The following is a 21,312-nucleotide window of genomic DNA, read 5'->3' as shown; positions in this document are numbered from 1 at the left end:
TGCAACGAACGAGCGAGGTATTGGCGTGAACATTAATGCAACCATTATTGGTCAGTCCTTAGCGTTCTTGATTTTTGTCGTTTTCTGCATGAAGTTCGTATGGCCTCCGGTCATCGCGGCTCTGCATGAACGTCAAAAGAAGATCGCGGATGGACTGGACGCTGCCACCCGTGCAGCTCGCGACCTGGAGTTGGCCCAAGAGAAAGCGGGCCATCAACTGCGCGATGCTAAGGCACAGGCAGCTGAAATCATTGAGCAAGCCAAGAAGCGCGGTAATCAGATTGTTGAAGAGGCTGTTGAAAAAGCCCGTATCGACGCTGACCGTGTGAAGGTTCAGGCTCAGGCCGAGATCGAGCAGGAACTGAACGGTGTCAAAGATGCGCTGCGTGCCCAACTGGGTGCTCTGGCCGTCGGCGGTGCTGAGAAGATCCTGGGTGCCACAATCGATCAAAACGCGCACGCGGAGCTGGTAAACAAACTGGCTGCTGAAATTTAAGCGAGGGCGATCATGGCAGAATTGACCACGTTGGCCCGACCTTACGCTAAGGCAGCCTTCGAGCACGCCCAGGCCCACCAGCAGCTGGCCTCTTGGTCAGCCATGCTCGGCCTGGCTGCAGCAGTGTCGCAAGACGACACCATGCAGCGCGTGCTCAAGGCCCCGCGACTGACGAGCGCAGACAAGGCCGCCACGTTTATTGACGTGTGCGGCGACAAGTTTGATGTGAAAGTGCAGAACTTCATCCACGTCGTTGCCGAAAACGACCGTCTCCCGCTGTTGCCGGAGATTGCCGCTCTTTTCGACCTGTACAAGGCCGAGCAAGAGAAGTCGGTAGACGTTGAAGTGACCAGTGCTTTTGCATTGAACCAAGAACAGCAAGACAAACTCGCCAAGGTTCTCAGTGCACGACTCGACCGGGAAGTGCGCCTGCAAGTTGCGGAAGACCCATCCCTCATTGGGGGTGTTGTCATTCGCGCCGGCGACCTGGTTATCGATGGCTCGATTCGCGGCAAACTCGCGAATCTTGCCGAAGCATTGAAATCTTGAGTTTGAAGGGGCAGCAGAGCAATGCAGCAACTCAATCCTTCCGAAATAAGTGAAATTATCAAGGGCCGCATCGACAAGCTCGATGTGACCTCCCAAGCCCGTAACGAAGGCACTGTCGTCAGCGTATCTGACGGCATCGTGCGGATTCACGGTCTGGCCGACGTAATGTACGGCGAGATGATCGAGTTTCCGGGCGGCGTCTACGGTATGGCCCTCAACCTGGAGCAAGACTCCGTAGGTGCCGTTGTATTGGGCGCGTACACCAGTCTGGCTGAAGGCATGAGCGCCAAGTGCACAGGCCGCATCCTGGAAGTTCCGGTTGGTAAGGAACTGCTGGGTCGCGTAGTCGACGCACTGGGTAACCCTGTTGACGGTAAAGGTCCACTGGGCAACACCGAGACCGACGCGGTCGAGAAAGTTGCTCCAGGCGTGATCTGGCGTAAGTCGGTAGACCAGCCTGTACAGACTGGCTACAAGGCTGTCGATGCCATGATCCCAGTCGGCCGTGGCCAGCGTGAGCTGATCATCGGTGACCGTCAGATCGGTAAAACCGCTCTGGCGATCGACGCGATCATCAACCAGAAGAACAGCGGCATTTTCTGCGTCTACGTAGCCATTGGTCAGAAGCAATCGACCATCGCCAACGTGGTTCGCAAGCTGGAAGAAAACGGCGCCCTGGCCAACACGATCATCGTGGCTGCCAGTGCTTCGGAATCTCCTGCGCTGCAATTCCTGGCACCGTACTCCGGTTGCACCATGGGTGAATTCTTCCGCGACCGCGGTGAAGACGCGCTGATCGTTTATGACGATCTGTCCAAGCAAGCAGTGGCTTACCGCCAGATTTCCCTGCTGCTGCGCCGTCCACCAGGCCGTGAAGCGTACCCAGGCGACGTGTTCTATCTCCACTCCCGTCTGCTGGAGCGCGCATCCCGCGTATCCGAAGAGTACGTAGAGAAGTTCACCAACGGCGCAGTAACCGGCAAAACCGGTTCCCTGACCGCACTGCCGATCATCGAAACCCAGGCTGGCGACGTTTCCGCGTTCGTTCCGACCAACGTGATTTCCATCACCGACGGTCAGATCTTCCTGGAATCGGCCATGTTCAACTCGGGCATCCGCCCTGCAGTGAACGCCGGTGTTTCGGTATCCCGTGTGGGTGGTGCCGCTCAGACCAAGATCATCAAGAAGCTCTCCGGTGGTATCCGTACCGCTCTGGCTCAGTACCGTGAACTGGCGGCATTCGCCCAGTTCGCTTCTGACCTGGACGAAGCGACCCGTAAGCAACTTGAGCATGGTCAGCGCGTTACCGAGCTGATGAAGCAGAAGCAATACGCCCCAATGTCGATCGCTGACATGGCGTTGTCGCTGTATGCCGCTGAGCGTGGGTTCCTGACCGACGTTGAAATCGCCAAGGTCGGCAGCTTTGAACAAGCGCTGATTGCTTACTTCAACCGCGATCACGCCGAATTGATGGCGAAGATCAACGTGAAGGGTGACTTCAATGACGATATCGATGCTGGCATGAAAGCCGGTATCGAGAAGTTCAAGGCCACCCAAACCTGGTAAGCCGCAGCGGGAGCCGCAAGGCTCCCGCTTGCTAACCTGATAGGTGTTACATGGCAGGCGCAAAAGAGATTCGCAGTAAGATTGCGAGCATCAAAAGCACGCAAAAAATTACCAGCGCCATGGAAAAAGTGGCGGTCAGCAAAATGCGCAAGGCACAAATGCGCATGGCTGCTAGCCGTCCTTATGCGGAACGTATCCGCCAGGTAATTGGGCATCTGGCCAACGCCAACCCGGAATACCGCCACCCGTTCATGATCGACCGCGACGTTAAGCGTGTGGGTTATGTGGTAGTGAGCAGTGACCGTGGTTTGTGCGGTGGTTTGAATACCAACCTGTTCAAGGCCCTGGTCAAGGACATGGCGGTAAACCGCGAAAAGGGCGTCGAGATCGATCTGTGTGTTGTTGGTAGCAAGGGTGCGGCCTTTTTCCGTAACTTCGGCGGTAACGTCGTTGCAGCTATCAGCCACCTGGGTGAAGAGCCGTCGATCAATGATTTGATCGGCAGTGTGAAGGTGATGCTGGATGCGTACCTGGAAGGCCGGATTGACCGCCTCTCCGTGGTATCCAACAAGTTCATCAACACCATGACCCAGCAGCCGACCGTGGAGCAATTGATTCCACTGGTGGCGACTCCGGATCAGGAACTCAAGCACCACTGGGACTACCTCTACGAACCAGACGCCAAAGAGCTGCTTGACGGCTTGATGGTGCGCTACGTGGAGTCGCAGGTTTACCAGGCGGTGGTCGAGAACAACGCAGCTGAACAAGCGGCGCGGATGATCGCGATGAAAAACGCTACCGATAACGCCGGTGATCTGATCAGCGATTTGCAGCTGATCTACAACAAGGCGCGTCAGGCTGCGATCACCCAAGAGATCTCGGAAATCGTCGGCGGCGCTGCCGCGGTTTAACGGTTCAAATATTCAGAGGATCCAGCTATGAGTAGCGGACGTATCGTTCAAATCATCGGCGCCGTTATCGACGTGGAATTTCCACGCGACAGCGTACCGAGCATCTACAACGCGCTGAAAGTACAAGGCGCGGAAACCACCCTGGAAGTTCAGCAGCAGCTGGGCGACGGCGTGGTTCGTACCATTGCGATGGGTTCCACCGAAGGCTTGAAGCGCGGTCTGGACGTTGTCGACACTGGCGCTGCCATCTCCGTACCGGTCGGTAAAGCGACCCTGGGCCGGATCATGGACGTACTGGGCAACCCGATTGACGAAGCTGGCCCGATCGACACCGAAGAGCGCTGGGGCATTCACCGTCCAGCTCCTTCGTTCGCCGAGCAAGCTGGCGGCAACGATCTGCTGGAAACCGGCATCAAGGTTATCGACCTGGTTTGCCCGTTCGCCAAAGGCGGTAAAGTCGGTCTGTTCGGTGGTGCCGGTGTAGGCAAGACCGTAAACATGATGGAACTGATCCGTAACATCGCCATCGAGCACAGCGGTTATTCCGTGTTCGCCGGTGTGGGTGAGCGTACTCGTGAGGGTAACGACTTCTACCACGAGATGAAGGACTCCAACGTTCTGGACAAAGTGGCACTGGTTTACGGTCAGATGAACGAGCCGCCGGGTAACCGTCTGCGCGTAGCACTGACTGGCCTGACCATGGCCGAGAAGTTCCGTGACGAAGGTAACGACGTTCTGCTGTTCGTCGACAACATCTACCGTTACACCTTGGCCGGTACTGAAGTATCCGCACTGCTGGGCCGTATGCCTTCCGCAGTAGGTTACCAGCCGACCCTGGCTGAAGAGATGGGCGTTCTGCAAGAACGTATCACTTCGACCAAAGAAGGTTCGATCACCTCGATCCAAGCGGTATACGTACCTGCGGATGACTTGACTGACCCATCGCCTGCTACCACCTTCGCCCACTTGGACGCCACCGTCGTTCTGTCCCGTGACATCGCTTCCCTGGGTATCTACCCAGCGGTCGATCCACTCGACTCGACTTCGCGCCAGCTGGACCCGAACGTGATCGGCCAGGAGCACTACGACACCGCTCGCGGCGTTCAGTACGTGCTGCAGCGTTACAAAGAACTGAAGGACATCATTGCGATCCTGGGTATGGACGAGCTGTCGGAAACCGACAAGCAGTTGGTATCCCGCGCTCGTAAGATCCAGCGCTTCTTGTCGCAGCCGTTCTTCGTGGCTGAAGTCTTCACCGGTGCTTCGGGTAAATACGTTTCCCTGAAAGACACCATTGCTGGCTTCAAAGGCATCCTCAACGGTGACTACGACCACCTGCCAGAACAAGCGTTCTACATGGTCGGCGGCATCGAAGAAGCGATCGAGAAAGCCAAGAAACTGTAATCCCGGCGCCCGGCAACGGGCGCTCATCAGGTTGAGGCAATCAGATGGCTATGACAGTCCATTGCGATATCGTCAGCGCGGAAGGGGAAATCTTCTCCGGTCTGGTAGAAATGGTGATTGCACACGGCGAACTCGGTGACCTGGGTATTGCCATGGGCCACGCGCCGTTGATCACCAGCTTGAAGCCAGGTCCGATCACTCTGACCAAGCAAGGCGGGGACAAAGAGGTGTTTTACATCTCTGGTGGTTTCCTCGAGGTTCAGCCGAACATGGTCAAGGTACTTGCCGACACCGTGCAACGTGCTGGCGACCTGGATGAAGCCTCCGCTCAGGAAGCCGTCAAGGCTGCCGAGAAGGCCCTGAACGAAAAGGGCGCGGACTTCGACTACAGCGCTGCTGCTGTACGTCTGGCCGAGGCTGCAGCTCAGCTGCGCACGCTCCAGCAGTTGCGCAAGAAGTAAGCGGCCACGCCGCCATGCTTCAAGCGCGATTGATTAAAAAGGGTAGCCTCGGCTACCCTTTTTCTTTTTTAGCAAAACACTTCTCTGGTCTAAAGCCGGACCGCCCAGGATTGGTAGCCATTCATGTCTCTTGAAATCGTCATTCTCGCCGCAGGCCAGGGCACCCGCATGCGTTCGGCCCTGCCCAAGGTGCTGCACCCGGTCGCGGGCAACTCCATGCTCGGCCATGTTATCCACAGCGCCCGGCAACTCGACCCACAGCGTATTCACGTGGTCATCGGCCATGGCGCCGATGTGGTACGTGAACGCCTGGCGGCAGATGACCTGAATTTCGTTTTGCAGGACAAACAGCTCGGCACCGGCCATGCCACCGCGCAAGCCGTGCCGTTCATCAGCGCCGACACCGTGCTGATCCTCTACGGCGACGTGCCGCTGATCGAAGTGGAAACCCTGCAGCGCCTGCTCAAGCACGTAGTGCCCGGCCAGATGGGCCTGCTCACCGTTGAGCTGGATGACCCCACCGGCTATGGCCGCATCGTGCGCAATGCCGATGGCAAGGTGGCGGCTATCGTCGAGCACAAAGACGCCAGCGAAGCCCAGCGTGCAATCACTGAAGGCAACACCGGGATTCTCGCGGTGCCGGCCAACAAGCTCGCCGACTGGATGAGCCGCCTGTCCAACAACAACGCCCAGGGCGAGTACTACCTCACCGACGTGATCGAGATGGCGGTGAGCGATGGCCTGCTGGTCGCCACCGAGCAGCCCCACGACCCGATGGAAGTGCAGGGCGCCAACGACCGCAAGCAACTCGCCGAGCTTGAACGCCACTACCAACTGCGCGAAGGCCGCCGCCTGATGGCCCAAGGTGTGACCCTGCGTGACCCGGCCCGCTTCGATGTGCGCGGTGAAGTCACCGTGGGCCGTGACGTGCTGATCGACATCAACGTGATCCTCGAAGGCCGCGTGATCATTGAAGACGACGTGGTGATTGGCCCCAACTGCGTAATCAAGGACAGCACCCTGCGCAAAGGCGTGGTGGTGAAAGCCAACAGCCATATCGACGGCGCGGTGATGGGCGAGGGCAGCGATGCCGGCCCGTTTGCGCGGTTGCGTCCGGGCAGTGTGCTCGGCGCCAGGGCCCATGTGGGTAACTTCGTCGAGCTGAAAAACGCGCAAATGGGTGAGGGCGCAAAAGCCGGTCACCTGACTTACCTGGGCGATGCAGTCATTGGCGCGCGCACCAACATCGGTGCCGGCACTATTACCTGCAACTACGATGGCGCGAACAAGCACCAGACTGTGTTGGGCGAAGACGTGTTTATCGGCTCCAACAATTCATTGGTTGCCCCGGTAAAAGTAGGCAATGGCGCCACCACCGCCGCGGGTTCGACTATCAATCAGGATGTGGATAACTTGCAGCTCGGCGTGGCCCGCGCCCGCCAACGCAACATCGACGGTTGGAAACGCCCGGTCAAAATCAAAAAGACCTGAGTTATCCACAACCCCAATAGCTACACCATTCCAATGTGGGAGCGGGCTTGCTCGCGAAGACGGAGTGTCAGTCACTGAATGTGGATCTGATGCACCGCCTTCGCGAGCAAGCCCGCTCCCACATTAGGTCTATGTTGTTTTCAAAAAAGTGCACCCACTGCTTGACGATCTTCCCCCAATAGGTTTTGATTGCCTTCGTTATCTTTCGAAACGAAACTTACCATCACCATGTCGAAACGAAATACACCCCAACGACGCCACAACATCCTGACCTTGCTCAATGAACAGGGCGAAGTCAGCGTGGACGAATTGGCCAAGCGTTTCGAAACTTCGGAAGTGACCATCCGCAAGGACTTGGCCGCGCTGGAAAGCAATGGCCTGCTGCTGCGCCGCTACGGTGGCGCCATCACCATGCCCCAAGAGCTGGTGGGCGACGCCGCGCAACCCATCTCGGCCTACAAGCGTGCCATCGCGCGTGCTGCCGTGATGCGCCTGCGTGAACACGCGCGCATCATCATCGACAGCGGCAGCACCACCGCCGCCATGATCCCCGAGCTGGGCCACCAGCCCGGCCTGGTGGTGATGACCAACTCCTTGCACGTGGCCAGCGCCTTGAGCGAGCTGGAACACGAACCGGTGCTGCTCATGACCGGTGGTACCTGGGACCCGCATTCGGATTCATTCCAGGGCCAGGTCGCCGAGCAAGTGCTGCGTTCCTACGACTTTGATCAGCTGTTCATCGGCGCCGACGGCATCGATCTGCAGCGCGGCACCACCACCTTCAACGAACTGCTGGGCCTGAGCCGCGTGATGGCCGAGGTCGCCCGTGAAGTGGTGGTGATGGTCGAATCCGACAAGATCGGCCGCAAGATTCCCAACCTGGAACTGCCCTGGAGCAGCGTCCATACCCTTATTACCGATGATCGCCTGCCGCTTGAGGCCCGCGACCAGATCCAAGCCCGCGGCATTACGCTGATATGCGCGGCAATCATCTAGGAGAAAAACCATGTGTGGAATTGTAGGCGCAGTCGCTGAACGCAACGTCACCGCCATCCTGCTTGAAGGCCTCAAGCGCCTGGAATACCGTGGCTACGACAGCGCCGGTGTGGCGGTCTTCACCAATGCCGGCAAGCTGGAGCGCATGCGCCGCCCGGGCAAGGTCAGCGAGCTGGAGCAAGCGTTGCTCGGTGAGCCGCTGGTCGGCCGCCTCGGCATCGCCCACACCCGTTGGGCCACCCACGGTGCGCCATGCGAGCGCAACGCGCACCCGCACTTCTCCGGTGACTTGGCAGTGGTGCACAACGGCATCATCGAAAACCACGAAGTGCTGCGCGAACAGCTCAAAGGCCTGGGCTACGTGTTCACCTCGGACACCGACACCGAAGTCATCGCCCACCTGCTGAACCACAAGCTCAAGGACCTCGGCGACCTGACCGTCGCCCTCAAGGCCACCGTCAAGGAACTGCACGGCGCCTACGGCCTGGCCGTGGTCAGCGCCAGCCAACCCGACCGCGTGGTTGCCGCACGCAGTGGCAGCCCATTGGTGATCGGCTTGGGCCTGGGGGAAAACTTCCTCGCCTCCGACCAACTGGCGCTGCGCCAGGTCACCGACCGCTTCATGTACCTGGAAGAAGGCGATATCGCCGACATCCGTCGGGAAAGCGTGGCGATCTGGGACGTTAACGGCAATTCCGTGGAACGCGAAGCCGTGCAATACCGCGACGGTGCCGAAGCCGCCGACAAAGGCGAATTCCGCCACTTCATGCTCAAGGAAATCCACGAGCAGCCATCCGTGGTGCAACGCACTCTGGAAGGCCGCCTCAGCCAGAGCCAAGTGCTGGTTAACGCCTTCGGCCCACAAGCCGCCGAGCTGTTCGCCAAAGTACGCAACGTGCAAATCGTTGCCTGCGGCACCAGCTACCACGCCGGCATGGTTGCCCGTTATTGGCTGGAAGAACTGGCCGGCATCCCGTGCCAGGTCGAAGTCGCCAGCGAATTCCGCTACCGCAAGGTGGTGGTGCAACCCGACACCCTGTTCGTGACCATCTCCCAGTCCGGCGAAACCGCCGACACCCTGGCTGCGCTGCGCAACGCCAAAGAGCTGGGCTTCCTCGCCAGCCTGGCCATCTGCAACGTCAGCATCAGCTCGCTGGTGCGCGAATCCGACCTGACCCTGCTGACCCAGGCCGGTCGTGAAATTGGCGTGGCCTCCACCAAAGCCTTCACCACCCAGCTGGTCGGCCTGTTGCTGCTGACCCTGTCCCTGGGCCAAGTGCGCGGCACCCTCGCCGAAGGCGTCGAAGCCACGCTGGTAGAAGAATTGCGCCGCCTGCCAACCCGCCTCGGCGAAGCCCTGGCCATGGACAGCACCGTGGAAAAAGTCGCCGAACTGTTCGCCGACAAAAACCACACTCTGTTCCTCGGTCGTGGCGCGCAATACCCGGTGGCGATGGAAGGCTCGCTGAAACTCAAGGAAATCTCATACATCCACGCCGAAGCCTACCCAGCCGGTGAGCTGAAACACGGCCCACTGGCCCTGGTGGATGACGACATGCCCGTGGTCACCGTCGCGCCGAACAACGAACTGCTGGAAAAGCTCAAATCCAACCTGCAGGAAGTCCGCGCCCGTGGCGGCCAACTGATCGTATTCGCCGACGAAAAAGCCGGCATGACCAACGGCGAAGGCACCCACGTCATCAACATGCCGCACATCCACGACACCTTGTCGCCGATCCTCTACACCATCCCGTTGCAGCTGCTGTCGTATTACGTGGCCGTGCTGAAAGGGACAGACGTGGACCAGCCGCGTAACCTGGCGAAGTCGGTGACGGTGGAGTAATAGGTTTGGACTCGTAAGGCATCACTAAAAAACCCTCGGCAATCGAGGGTTTTTTATGGGCGAAGAACATATAGAAAACCGCCGAAGCAACCGGTCATCGGCGTTTATCGTTTTTGTGCGCCAATACCGCATTCACCTGTCAGGTTCCCCCTAGAATGCCTCCCTGTGGATAACTCAGCCAGGGAATGCCTTCACCATGAACATAGAACTGCTAATCGCCGGCGTCGTCGTGCTGATCATTGTCGTGGGTCTGGTCGGCTGGATGGTTGGCGTCTACAACGGCCTGGTCATGCGCCGTAACGATGTGGATAAAGCCTTCGCCAACATCGACGTATTGCTCAAGCAACGGGCCGACCAGATTCCCGACCTGATGCGCGTGGTGCAGACCGCCATGAACCATGAGAACGCGCTGTTTACCCGGCTCAGTGACGCGCGCACTCAATACCTGAATGCCAGCAGCCTCAACGACAAGGTCGACGCGTCCAACCAGCTCAATGCGGCGCTGAAATCGGTGATTGCGGTGGCGGAGAGTTACCCGGCGTTGATCTCGGGGCCGAATATGGTCGAGTTGCAGCAGGCGATCTCGGCGGTGGAAGAGCGCATTGCCGACCGGCGTGAATTTTTCAACGAATCGGTCAACCTCTACAACATCGCTATCGCGGTGTTCCCCGACCTGTTCTTTGCGCGGATGCTCGGCTATCAGCGCATTCCCTTGCTGGCCATCAGCGCCGAAGAAACCCGCTATGAAGGCGTGAAGCTCGAGGTGCCGGGGGCATGAAAACCACCCAGGCCGGCGTCGTCGCGAAGAAACCCAAGTGGAAAACAGCGCTGGCGCTGGTGTTGCTCGCGGGCTTCATCAGCTTGATTGCTTACGCGCCGAACATCTTTATCGCGCTGTTTTTCCCTGTAGGCATTTTGGTTGGCTTGCTGCTCAGCTTCGGTCCCAACTTCTATAAAACCGAACAGCGGCTGGCCACCAGCCAGATTCGTTCGCTGGCGATGGGCCTGGTGGAAGTACGCGGCAAGGTGATTGCCGACAAGACCCTGTTGTCGCCGGTGAATGGCAAGCCGTGCGTGGGCTATGTCTGGGTTGTCGAGGACGGCAAGAAAGACGACGACGGGCACTGGAGCTGGAGCCGAGTGTCTGGCGAGGCGCGCTGCAATGACTTCCGTCTGCAGGACGCCACGGGCGAAATCAGCGTGATCGCCGAAGGCATTGATCTTTTCGGCAACAAAGCTCCTGACGAATACGAGCTGTTCGGCAGCTCCAGGCGCCAAGGCGAAATTCTGCTGGTGCAGGACCTGGACGTGATGCTGATTGGCGATGACTGTGAGCGCGACGGCACACCCGCGATTGCCCAGGGCAAACAGCGCAACGCGGTGTTCGGCCTGGCGCTGACCCAGGATGTAGAAAACACTCGCGTGCTGGCGCCGCTGTGGCGCGCCGGTGGTTTCTATGCCGCCGTGGTCGGGATGATAGGCGTAGGCATCATGGCCATGACGCCTGCGCATTTCGCCCAATTGCATCTACCCGGCCCCGACACCTATCAGCAAATGGAGCCACTGGGCCCCGTGTATCGGCTGCTGGCGTGGCTGTACCGCGAAGGCGGTTTCCCGATTCCCTTCATGGCGGCGTTTGGCTTTTTCCTGACGATTATCGTGGTGATGATGGCGACCCGGCTGGTGCTGCCCAAAGGCATGCGCCTGGCGGTGGGGCGAGTGCTGGGCGCGTGGATGGGACTGGGCATGGTCATCGGCGGCGTGGTGACGTTGCTGTTGTTCGTGGCTCAGGTGGATACCTTGAAGCTGTTTCTGGTGTGGATGCTGATCCTGCTTGGCACGTTAGTGTTTTCGATCTTCGAGCAACGCACGCTGGGTGCGGCCTTCAAGCATTTTTCCAAGGATGCCGGCAAAGCCAGCCTCGGCGACGAAGACGCCTGATCAGAGAGTCGCGCAGATCAAATGTGGGAGCGGGCTTGCCCGCGAAAGCGGTGGGTCAGTCAACATCACTGTTTGCTGGGCCAACGTCTTCGCGGGAAAGCCCGCTCCCACAGGGGGGATCTGCGCTTACCCAGCCAAGTACCCTGTGATCACGGCACAAACTCCACCTTCAACCCCCGGCTCGCACTGCGCCCCTGATCATCACTGACCCGCAACCGGTATTCCCCCGACTTGCCCGGTCGCCAATTCAGCGTGGTTTGCGGCGGGCCTTGGCCGATCAAGGTCTGGTCGGCGAACCAATACAGCGTCGCCGCATCACTGGCCGCGTTGGCATTCAGCGGGATACTTTCCTGCGGCTGCGACAGGCGCAATTGATAGCTCACCTGGGTCAACGGCGAGCGAATTTGCGGCGCCTCGCTCTGGTCGCTGATGCGGTTGGGCTGGCAGTTTTTCATCACGTTGGGCGGCGTGCGCCGGGGCAGGCCAGCTGCGCGATAAAGGCGCTGCACATCACTGGGCCAGAACTCGAACACTTCTTCACGGGTGTATTGCGGGTCAAACGGCGGGCACGCGGCTTTGCCGGTGCGAGTGTCTATCAACACCGGGCGGTGCAGGTTGGACACACGAATCGGCGACACACCGGGCACGTACCAGGTCTTGCGGGTTTGCGGGCACCAGCGGTTGGGCAACTCGCCGGAAGCGGCGCACACGTCGATGCGCACCAGCCCGGCAGGCGGCTTGTCCGGTTTTATCACCACAGTGGGCAGCGCCAGCGGCAGGGCGTCGGTGATGCGAAAGAACAGCGGTGCGGCGGTCTTGGCGCCGATAAACGCAGGGTTGGGTCGGCCATCGAAGTTGCCTACCCACACCACCAGCACGTACGGGCCGACCAGACCAGCACTCCACGCATCGTGAAACCCCCACGAGGTGCCGGTTTTCCACGCGGTGCGCCAATGGCGGCCCGGCAAGCCATCCGGCCGTGGGTTGCGGCGCAGCATATCGCGCACCATAAACGTGGCTTGCGGCGTGAGCAGTTGCGGGCCGGTGGTTTGCGGCTGTTCCTGCAAATACCGTAACGGCCGCAGGTGCCCATCACCGGCCAGCATCACATACAGCCGCGCCAGTTCTTCGGGCGTCATCTCGCCACCGCCCAGGGCCAAGGCCAGGCCGTAATGGCTCTCGCCGCGCAAGCCCTGGATGCCGGCGCGTTGCAGCAAGCCGTACAGCGACGGCGACTTCACCTGGCTGGCCAGCCACACCGCCGGGATGTTGCGACTACGGATCAAGGCATCCCGCGCCGTCAGTGGCCCGATAAAACTGCCGTCGAAATTTTCCGGTTGGAAGTAGCCGAAGTTACTCGGCAAATCCTTGAGGATGCTCATCGGGTGGATCACACCCTGATCCAGCGCCAGACCATACAGAAACGGCTTGAGAGTCGACCCCGGCGAGCGCCGCGCCGTTACGCCGTTGACCTGCCCGTGAATGCTTGTGGATAAGTAATCCGCCGAGCCCACCAACGCCTTGACGCTCTGGTCGCGGCTGTCGATCAGGATCGCCGTGGCGTTTTCCACACCGGTGCTGCGCCGCTCGGCGATAAAGCCGGTGATCAGGCGTTCGAGCAGTTGCTGCAAGGGCAGGTTGAGCGTGCTGTTCAACTCGTTGCCGGGCTGGGACGCCAGCAGTTGTTCACTCAAGTGCGGCGCCAGGAAGGGGATCTGCTGGCGGTTGCGCGCTTCCAGTGGCAAGTCGAGCAAACTGTCGTTTCGCGGGTCCTGTGGATAAGTCTCGCGCCAGTCGGCCATCAAGCGCAGCCGCGCATTTTGCAGCGAGGGCCCGAAGCGCGCGCGTCGCCCCGGCTGCTGGGGAATCACCGCCAGCGCCAGCGCTTCAGACAACGACAACTGCGCCGCCGACTTGCCAAAGTAAATCCGGCTGGCCGCCTCGGCGCCTTCGATATTGCCGCCCATGGGCGCCAGGTTCAGGTAGGCCTCAAGGATGTCGTGCTTGCTGTAACGCGCTTCCAGCCACAGCGCCAAGGCCATCTGCTGCAACTTGCCTGGCACCTGGCGAGTGTTCAAATTCCACAAGCGCCGCGCCAGTTGCATGCTCAAGGTCGAACCGCCCTGGCGCTGGCCGCCGCTGTAGGTGGCCATGGCCGCGCGCAGCAGCGCCGGGGGATTGATCCCCGGGTGCCAGTAGAAATTGCGGTCTTCCTTAAGCAGCAAGGCTTCGACCAATGACGGCGACATGCGCGCAAGCGGCAGCCATAAACGGTATTGGCCGTCATCCGCCAGGGTCATGCGCAGCAGCGCACCGTCGTCGGCCAACACCACCCGCGATGAGGTCACGGCCTGTTCCAGAGGGGCATGCGGCCACAGCCGCAGCCCCGCCGCCAACACCACTGCCGCTGCCAGCAGCGGCGTCAGGCGTTTAAGGCTTGGTAATTTCAAGCTGGCCTACTTTGCCGCGCCCTTGCAGGGTGGTTTCGTACATACCTTCGGCGTAGGCCGGCGGCGTGTTGAAGGTGCCGGCGTTGGTGGCGCGCACGCGGTAGACAAAAGTGCCTACATCGCGCAATGCGGTGCCGTACAACACCACACGATCATCACGCACATCCACGTAGTCCGGCTGCCAGTTACTCAGCTCGGTCTCGCCGATCGGCGCCTGCCAGGCATCCGCTTCATCCCCGTCGGCGGTTTCCACGTACTCCGAATCGTCGCCTTCACTTTCATCGGCGCTGGCGGCTTCCGGCTCCGGCGGCAAGTTATACACAGGCTCGACGCCACCGGGCAGGAGGTCGACCACGGCCACTTGCTGCACTTGGTCGCGGTCGGTGGCGCGCAGACGCAGGCGCACCAGGAACTCATCGCCCACCGCCACTTTGCTCACCGGCTCGCCTTTGAGGTCGAGGTATTCGTGGATGATTTCCAGGCCATTGTTGATCGGCTTGAGCTTGGCGCCCTTGTCGAAACCGGCTTCGCTGAGCATGTAGAACGCGGCCGGGCCGTCGGTTTTTTCCAGCACCAGCTTTTGCGTGGCGCCCGGCACGGCGGCGCGCGGCGGCTGACCGGCCATCTCCAGCAATTGCTGCTGCTTGTCGCCCAGCCACGCGGTGGCCTTGAGGGTCATGTCGCTTTGTGCGCGCTGGCCATAGTTGTCCAGGGCGCGCAGCAGCAGCGCGGCCGACAGCGAGTTGTAGCGTTGCTCGTTAAGACGCTTGCCGAGCTTATCCAGCAAGGCGGTCGGCACATCGTCCAGCAACTCGGGGAAGTGGCGCGCCAGCAGGTGCAAGTGTTCGGCGTCGTGCACCAGCGGGTCGTAATACAGGCCGTCGCTGTCCCACTTATCCACAAGGGAGCGCCACGGGATTTTGCGGAACAGCGTATCGGCTTGGCGGTCCTGTTTGAGCAGCTTGTAGCTGGCGGCCAGGTAAGCGGCGCCCAGGTCGTTCTGCCAGGTGTCTTTGAAGTAGCTCTCGTAGCGCTCGCGAATGTCGCTCAAGGCACCACTCACCAGAATTCCCTGACGGCTCAGCAGGTAACTGGCGTAGGCACGGTTGCGCAATTCCGACAGGCCTTCGCTCGGGCCGTTGGCCAGGTCTGTCAGATACGCATTGGCGCGCACCAGCACATCTTCCGGCACCGGCAGCCCGCGTTCCTTGGCTTCGATCAGGAAGTCGGTGGCATACAGGCTGGCGTACGGCGCCACGTCCGGGTTGGCGGCCCACAGACCGAAACCACCGGCCTGGTTCTGACGCTGGCGCAACATGCGCACCGCGCTGCTGAAGGCTTGCTCGGCTTCGGGTGCAGTGCCGCCCCAGATCAACGCCGGCATGGCCTTGGACACCAATTGCTCGGTGCACGCATAGCCGTAGTCATCCAGGTAATGCTTGAGGCCGTTGGCCCATACCAGCGGCGAGGCCGCCACGCCCAATTGCACGTCGCGCAGTTGGCTGAACAGCTCGCGGGTCGGCTTAAGCTCTTTGCTGGCGCTGTCGAAACGGCCCAGGCTCAAGGCCACACGGTGCTCACTCAATGGGCGGATCGAGGTGGTTTCCGCCACTTGAATGCGCTTGCCGTCCGGCAGCACGGCGATAAAACGCAGGTCCGCCGAGCCCAGGGTTTCGCCAACCTTGATCTTGAATTCGGCGGTGCCTTCTTTGCGCGGTTGCAGTGACAAGGTGCTGCCTTTGTCGCCCTGCACGTTGAGACCGTCGCTTGTTTGCAGCTCAAACTTCACGTCCGCCGCCGCATCGAGGTTGCTGAACACCCCGGCGCTCACATTGAACACATCCCCCGGCGCGACAAAGGCCGGCACGTTCGGCGTGATCACAATCGGCCCACGCACGTCGGTGTTGGCCTCGCTCACACCGACGCTGTCGGCATCCACCGCCACAGCAAACAGGTGCAGTTTGCCGTTGAAGCTGTCCGGCACCTGGTAATGCAGCACGGTTTCACCGGCCGGCAAATCCACCAAGCCAGACCACCAGGCCACGGGCGGCTGATGTTTACGCTTGAACGGGTTGAGGTGGTTGGCCAGGGCGCCTTCCGTATCGCCACCGGGCGCTGCCCCACTGAGCAGGCGGCTGAATTCCGGCAGGATCAGGTCAAGAATCTGACTGGTGCCGACTTCCAATGCGCGCTTCTGGAAGAAGAAGCCCAACGGGTCCGGCGTCTGGTAACGCGCCACTTGCAGAATGCCTTCGTCCACCGCGTAAACCACTGCGCGGCCTGGGCGGTCGGCCGTGACCTTGATGTCCAGGGTTTGCCCCGGTTCGATCTTCGCCGGGCCTTCCACCTTCAGCGCCATGCGCCGCGCATCCAGGTTGATGCTGAACGGCACCACGCCGTAGGACAGCGGGCTCATATAAACCTCGGACGAGCCCATGTCGCGCACAAACTGCACGTTGACGTAGGCATTGCCCTCAAGGCCTGCAGGCACGCGGATATGTTGCACGCTGTTGGTGCTGTCGGCCTTGAACCATTGCTGGGTGTAGACCTTGTCACGCTCGATGGTGATCAAGCCGGCGCCGGTGTACGGTGCGCGAATGCTGATCGCAATCTCGTCACCCGTGGCATAGCTGCGTTTATCCAGGCGCAATTGCAGCTCGGCATTACGCTCCAGCGAGCGCGAGGTGTTGCCACGCCCGGCCACGCTGTAGTCGATCTGGTTGAGCAGGTTGCCGTTGGCGTCTTTGAGTTGCAGGGTGTAATCGCCCGGCGTGCCGGTGTTCAGGGTCTGCTTGGCGCCGTCTTTGGTCATCGTCAGTGGCGCGGCCGGCTGGCTGATGTTTTTGATGCGCGACTCGTACTTGTAGGTGCCGTTGGACTGTTTCACCAGCACCGACACATAACGGTGCTCGACCACCTCACTGGTCAGGCCGTCCACCGCCAGTGGCGTAAGGTCCGGCGCGACGGCCAGCCATTGCACCTGGCGTGGGGCGTCCTTGGCGACGTACGACAGCGAGTCCTGACTTTTCACACCGACCAGATAGGGCGCGGACGACACCAGCAGCGCACTTTGCGCCGCCACGTTACGGCCACCTTCAGCCTCGAACACCTGGGTCATCACCTGCAGGCGATAAGTGCTGTTGGCGAAGCGTTGCAGGTTGAGGTCGAGCACGGCCTGGCCGTTGTCGTCGACGGTGGTTTCGGCGAGGTCTTCGGTGCTGGCGTCTTCCAATGAGTCGTTGAGGCGGAAGCGGTAATCCGGGTAACGGTCGAAGGCCGCGAGCGTTGGGCTCAGGGACATTTTGGCGGTAACGCGCCGCCCGGCTGCCGGGGCGCCGAACAAGTGCATGGCGGTAACTTTGGCCACCACCTGGTCCGGTGGAATCCAGCCCAACACAGGCGTGTCATGCAGGCTCAGGCTGACCTTCATGCGGTCCGGCTCGAAGTCGCGGACCTTGAAGCTGACACTGCCGAGGTCAGTGCGGGTGTTTTTCTGGCCAATCAGCTGCAAGGTCGCGGTGTAATCGCCCGCAGGGGCGACTTCACTGCTGGGGAAATCAAAGGTTTCAAAACCGCTGGTGGACAGTTTCAGCGGCTGGCGAATCACTTCCAGGCCACGTGGGTCGGTGATTTGCAGCTCCACCGGCAGGCCTTGCAAGGCGCCTTTCCAGTTGCCGCTGCGCACGATCATGCCCAAGTGCGCGGTTTCGCCCGGGCGATACAGGCCACGGTCGGTAAACAGGTACGCGCTGAGGCGATCAATCGCGCCGTCTTCTTCCAAACCGCCTACGTCGAAGCGCGACAAATCCAGCTGCTGCGACTGACGCGCAATCGGCAGGAAGGATTGGTCGTTGCCGCGAGTGACCACATACATCAGCGGCGTTTTCTCACGGCGCAGTTCATCCAGCTTGGCGAAATGCGCGTGGCCTTCGGCATCGGTGCGGCCACTGCTGACCGGCAGCCCGTTGCGGCCGATGATGTCGACTTGCGCATCGGCCACCGGCGAACCATTGCCGATGGATTGCACGTACACATCATGGCTGCCGTCGCTGGAGCGCTTGGCGATGATGCCGAGGTCGGTGACCACGATAAAACGCAAATCGCTGGTGCTGCTGCGGTCATATTCGAACGTACGCGGGGCCGGGTCATCCTGCGGGCTCAGCTTGAGCACGAAAATGCCACGACGCCCGCCGTTGGCGGTGAGGTAATGGCTCAGGTCAACGTTGTCGTACACGGTTTTTGCCGGGTCATTGGACGACAGCGGAATATCCAGCGACTGACGCTCCACCATGCGGTCGAAGTATTCATTGCCGAAGTTTGGCCGGGCAAAGCTGCCGCTGCTCTGGTCCACCAGGTGTTGCAGCTGGTTGGGCAGCAGGCGGGCGATTTCCACGTGGGCGCCGGGCACACCACGGGCCATGAAGCCCAGGCGTTTTTCGCCATTGAGGCTGAGCAGTGCGCCGTCAGACAGGAACTGCAGCGTGCGCGGATACGCCGGCATGCTGATCAAGGAGGCTGTAGGGTTTTTCGCCAGGTAGCCGCCGATGGCTTCCAGGTTCGCAGGCACGCGCACATACAGCGCGCGGCCGGCCGGGGCCTTGAACTTGAAGGCGTGCAAGGTGTTCAGCGGCTCGACGCTGGGCACGTGGGTCAGGTTGACCTTGGTGCTGCGGGCGAGCATCGCGTCGTCGATGTCGTTGCTGGTGTAGGGGCGGGTGTCGTCTTGGGCTTTTTCCGGCAGCAGCCAGGCCTGGACCTTACCGGCGATGGTGTCATCGGCTACGGCGCTGGAGCTGCTGAACATCAGCACGGGCTCCGGCTCACCGCGCTCGTTATCCACAAAACTGACTTCGGCGCTGGTGAACGTCAGGCGATAACGACCGGGCACGGTGACTTCCGCCACCAGCGGTGCGGTGCTGGCATTGCCGCCGTCGCGGGCCTTGATGCCTTCATCGAGCTTGGCGCTGACCGGCGTGCTTTCCAGCGGCGTGGCCAGGGCGGCCGAGCGCACGTAGGCGTTGAGCTTGGTGTCGTCGAAGGTGATTTCCGGGCGGTTGGGCAGCTGCGCGTCGCGGTAGGCCAGGCCTTTGCCGAGGGTTACGGACACGCGCTTGCGTAGGTTGTCTTCATCCACCGGGTGGGAAAAATGGAAGGTCGCGACCAGTTGCTTCAGCGTCGGGTTGGACGGGTCTTGATACAGCTCGTTTTGCGCCAGGGTGGCGCGGAACGGTTGGGTGGAAAACTGGCTGCTGTATTGGCTGAGCAGTACGCCCTCGGCCAGGAGATTTTTCTTCGCCAGGTCCAACGTGTAGTGGGCGTCTACCGGCCAGTCTTTTTCCGGCACAAATAATAAAGTGCGGTCATCGGACCAGCGCCAGGCGCCTGCCACGGTGGGTTTGAGGGTGATGCCTTCGGTCACCGGTTTGCCAATCGCCGCCAACGGCGCCACGGATTCGGCAAAGCGTACCTGCAAGTTATCCACAACCGGCGGTTGCTGGGTGTAATCCGTCAGGTTTGGTTTGTGCAGCGAATAACCGACGGTGTGCGGCTGCGGCAGGTTTGAATACCAGTGCCAGCCGTAAAATCCGGCAGCGGCCAGCAACACCAGGCCCAGCACGCCGGCACCGGCCTGGCGCGGGTATGCGCGAGCCTTGCGGCCCAGGTTCCCCAGGCCATGGCCGATGGCGCGCAGCCAGAAGGGCGGTTGCCATTGGCCGAACAGGGCACTCACCACAGTGGTTAACAGGCCGAGAAAACGGCGACTGATCGCTTTCAACGAATCGAACATGGTGAGCATCCCTGGCTAAGTGCGGCGTATCTTACACGCGTCTTTGATACAAAAGATGACGTGGATACACCGCACACGCTCAGGCGTGTTGCACAAAGGTGAGGCGTACCGCAAAACCGATCAAAAGACTGCCGAATAACCATTGCTGCAGACGCTGCGCCGAGCGATTGCGTGCCAGCCAGTGGCCGATGCGTGCGCCGGCCAGGGCGTAGCAACAGTCGAAGGCAAAGCCCACACCCACCAGAATCACCCCCAGCAACGCAAACTGCGCCGCCACCGGGCCGGCATGCGGGTTGATGAACTGCGGCAGCAGCACCGAGCAGAACAACAAGGCCTTGGGGTTGAGCAGATTCGTCAGCAGGCCGCGTTGAAAGGCTGCGCGCCAGGCATGTGCTGGCGGGGCGCCGGGGGTTGCCTCAAGCGAAGGCAACATATTCGCGCGCAGACACTGCACGCCCAGCCATAACAGATAGGCCGCGCCGCCCAGGCGCACCACCTCGAACGTCCATGGCGCCACCTTGAACAACGTCGCCAGGCCCATGCCTGCCAGCGCCACATGGCAGGCCCGGGCGAGCCCCAAACCGATGGCCGTGGTCAACGCCAACGCCTTGCCTTGCCGCGCGCCGGTTTGCAGCAACAGGATCATGTCCGGCCCCGGTAGTAGATACGCGACCGAAAGGGCCACCAGAAATAACCAGAGTTCCGTCATGTTCAACCCCCTAGATTGGTTAGCCAATTCTAGGATGCAAGGACAGGGCAGGTGCTTGCGTAGTCAGCCAGAAAAGCGTCTAGTCTTGGCACTCTCTGCCACAAATCAAGCCAGTGACCCTTCACTTATGCCAAATCTCAAACTTGATGCCTTTGACCGCAAGATTCTTGAAGCCCTGCAACGCGACGGTCGCCTGAGCAATGTGCAACTGGCGGATGAGATCGGCCTGTCTGCCTCACCGTGTTTGCGCCGCGTGCGCCTGCTGGAAGAAGCCGGGGTGATTCGCGGCTACCAGGCGACGCTGGACCGCGATGAAGTGGGCTTGGGCATGATGGTGTTCGTCGGCGTGAAGGTTGAGCGGCATAACGACACCGAGGCCAATGCCTTTCGCGAAGCGGTGACCGCACTGCCCGAAGTGATCTCGGCATTTCTGGTGTCGGGCGAGTCGGATTTTCTATTGCAGGTGGTGGTGCCGGATTTGCGTGGGTATGAGCGGTTTGTCACCGGCAGCCTGTTAAAGCTACCGGGGGTGAGGGACATCCGCAGCAACTTCGCGATCCAGACCGTGAAAACCCCAGGCGCCTTGCCGCTGGGGCATTTGCCGGGCTGAGCACTTCAAAACCCCACAAAACCACTGTGGGAGCTGGCTGATCGTTCCCACGCTCCGCGTGGGAATGCCGCCGAGGACGCTCTGCGTCCACTCAGAA

Annotated in this window: 15 protein-coding genes; 12 read left to right on the top strand and 3 right to left on the bottom strand. The window is 60.7% G+C overall.

Going from position 1 to position 21,312, the window contains the following annotated elements; genetic code table 11:
- Positions 1-25 precede the first annotated feature (25 nt).
- From HX783_RS09855 to HX783_RS09805, 11 genes are all read left to right on the top strand, one after another.
- A complete protein-coding gene (locus HX783_RS09855; protein WP_083355998.1) occupies positions 26-496 on the top strand; it encodes a F0F1 ATP synthase subunit B in 471 nt (156 codons plus the stop codon).
- A 12-nt stretch (positions 497-508) separates the two neighbouring features.
- Positions 509-1,045, top strand: coding sequence for a F0F1 ATP synthase subunit delta (locus HX783_RS09850; protein ID WP_057439298.1), 537 nt, complete (start codon positions 509-511; stop codon positions 1,043-1,045).
- A gap of 21 nt (positions 1,046-1,066) precedes the next feature.
- Positions 1,067-2,611, top strand: a complete 1,545-nt coding sequence (gene atpA / locus HX783_RS09845) for a F0F1 ATP synthase subunit alpha (protein ID WP_003177064.1) — start codon at positions 1,067-1,069, stop codon at positions 2,609-2,611.
- 50 nt (positions 2,612-2,661) lie between these two features.
- Positions 2,662-3,522 carry a F0F1 ATP synthase subunit gamma gene (gene atpG, locus HX783_RS09840; protein ID WP_159961255.1) on the top strand — a complete coding sequence of 287 codons (861 nt, stop codon included), beginning with the start codon at positions 2,662-2,664 and terminating at the stop codon, positions 3,520-3,522.
- A 27-nt stretch (positions 3,523-3,549) separates the two neighbouring features.
- Positions 3,550-4,926: a F0F1 ATP synthase subunit beta gene (atpD, locus tag HX783_RS09835; RefSeq protein WP_015886645.1), complete on the top strand. Its 1,377-nt coding sequence runs from the start codon at positions 3,550-3,552 to the stop codon at positions 4,924-4,926.
- Positions 4,927-4,970: 44 nt separating this feature from the next.
- Positions 4,971-5,387 (top strand): F0F1 ATP synthase subunit epsilon, encoded by a 417-nt coding sequence (locus HX783_RS09830; protein ID WP_159961253.1) that lies wholly within the window; start codon positions 4,971-4,973, stop codon positions 5,385-5,387.
- A gap of 123 nt (positions 5,388-5,510) precedes the next feature.
- Complete coding sequence (gene glmU / locus HX783_RS09825; protein WP_177016769.1) at positions 5,511-6,878, top strand: bifunctional UDP-N-acetylglucosamine diphosphorylase/glucosamine-1-phosphate N-acetyltransferase GlmU; 1,368 nt, start codon at positions 5,511-5,513, stop codon at positions 6,876-6,878.
- A 228-nt stretch (positions 6,879-7,106) separates the two neighbouring features.
- Positions 7,107-7,874, top strand: coding sequence for a DeoR/GlpR family DNA-binding transcription regulator (locus HX783_RS09820; RefSeq protein ID WP_106575964.1), 768 nt, complete (start codon positions 7,107-7,109; stop codon positions 7,872-7,874).
- 10 nt (positions 7,875-7,884) lie between these two features.
- Positions 7,885-9,717: a glutamine--fructose-6-phosphate transaminase (isomerizing) gene (gene glmS, locus HX783_RS09815; RefSeq protein WP_159961249.1), complete on the top strand. Its 1,833-nt coding sequence runs from the start codon at positions 7,885-7,887 to the stop codon at positions 9,715-9,717.
- A 196-nt stretch (positions 9,718-9,913) separates the two neighbouring features.
- A complete protein-coding gene (locus tag HX783_RS09810) occupies positions 9,914-10,495 on the top strand; it encodes a LemA family protein (protein ID WP_177016768.1) in 582 nt (193 codons plus the stop codon).
- On the top strand, positions 10,492-11,658 hold the full coding sequence (locus HX783_RS09805) for a hypothetical protein (RefSeq protein WP_177016767.1): 1,167 nt from the start codon (positions 10,492-10,494) through the stop codon (positions 11,656-11,658). Before HX783_RS09810 ends, HX783_RS09805 begins: the two co-directional genes overlap by 4 nt.
- A gap of 149 nt (positions 11,659-11,807) precedes the next feature.
- On the opposite strand, the gene pbpC is transcribed toward HX783_RS09805, so the two are convergent.
- The 3 genes from pbpC to HX783_RS09790 form a co-directional block, all read right to left on the bottom strand.
- Positions 11,808-14,108, bottom strand: coding sequence for a penicillin-binding protein 1C (gene pbpC / locus HX783_RS09800; protein WP_177016766.1), 2,301 nt, complete (start codon positions 14,106-14,108; stop codon positions 11,808-11,810).
- The gene (locus tag HX783_RS09795; RefSeq protein ID WP_177016765.1) at positions 14,089-19,896 is read right to left on the bottom strand and encodes an MG2 domain-containing protein; all 5,808 of its coding nucleotides are present in this window, start codon (positions 19,894-19,896) and stop codon (positions 14,089-14,091) included. Before HX783_RS09795 ends, pbpC begins: the two co-directional genes overlap by 20 nt.
- Before the next feature lie 79 nt (positions 19,897-19,975).
- Entirely contained in the window at positions 19,976-20,605 is a 630-nt protein-coding gene (locus HX783_RS09790) for a LysE family translocator (protein WP_177016764.1), read from the bottom strand.
- 127 nt (positions 20,606-20,732) lie between these two features.
- Here HX783_RS09790 and HX783_RS09785 point away from each other — a divergent pair, with 127 nt between their 5' ends.
- Positions 20,733-21,215, top strand: a complete 483-nt coding sequence (locus tag HX783_RS09785) for an Lrp/AsnC family transcriptional regulator (RefSeq protein WP_016978705.1) — start codon at positions 20,733-20,735, stop codon at positions 21,213-21,215.
- Positions 21,216-21,312 lie beyond the last annotated feature (97 nt).

Origin of the sequence: Pseudomonas sp. D2002 (genome assembly GCF_013385735.1) — a bacterium.
Classification (GTDB): domain Bacteria; phylum Pseudomonadota; class Gammaproteobacteria; order Pseudomonadales; family Pseudomonadaceae; genus Aquipseudomonas.
Note: the sequence above shows the minus strand (reverse complement) of the source record. Positions and strands in the feature narration are given on the sequence as shown.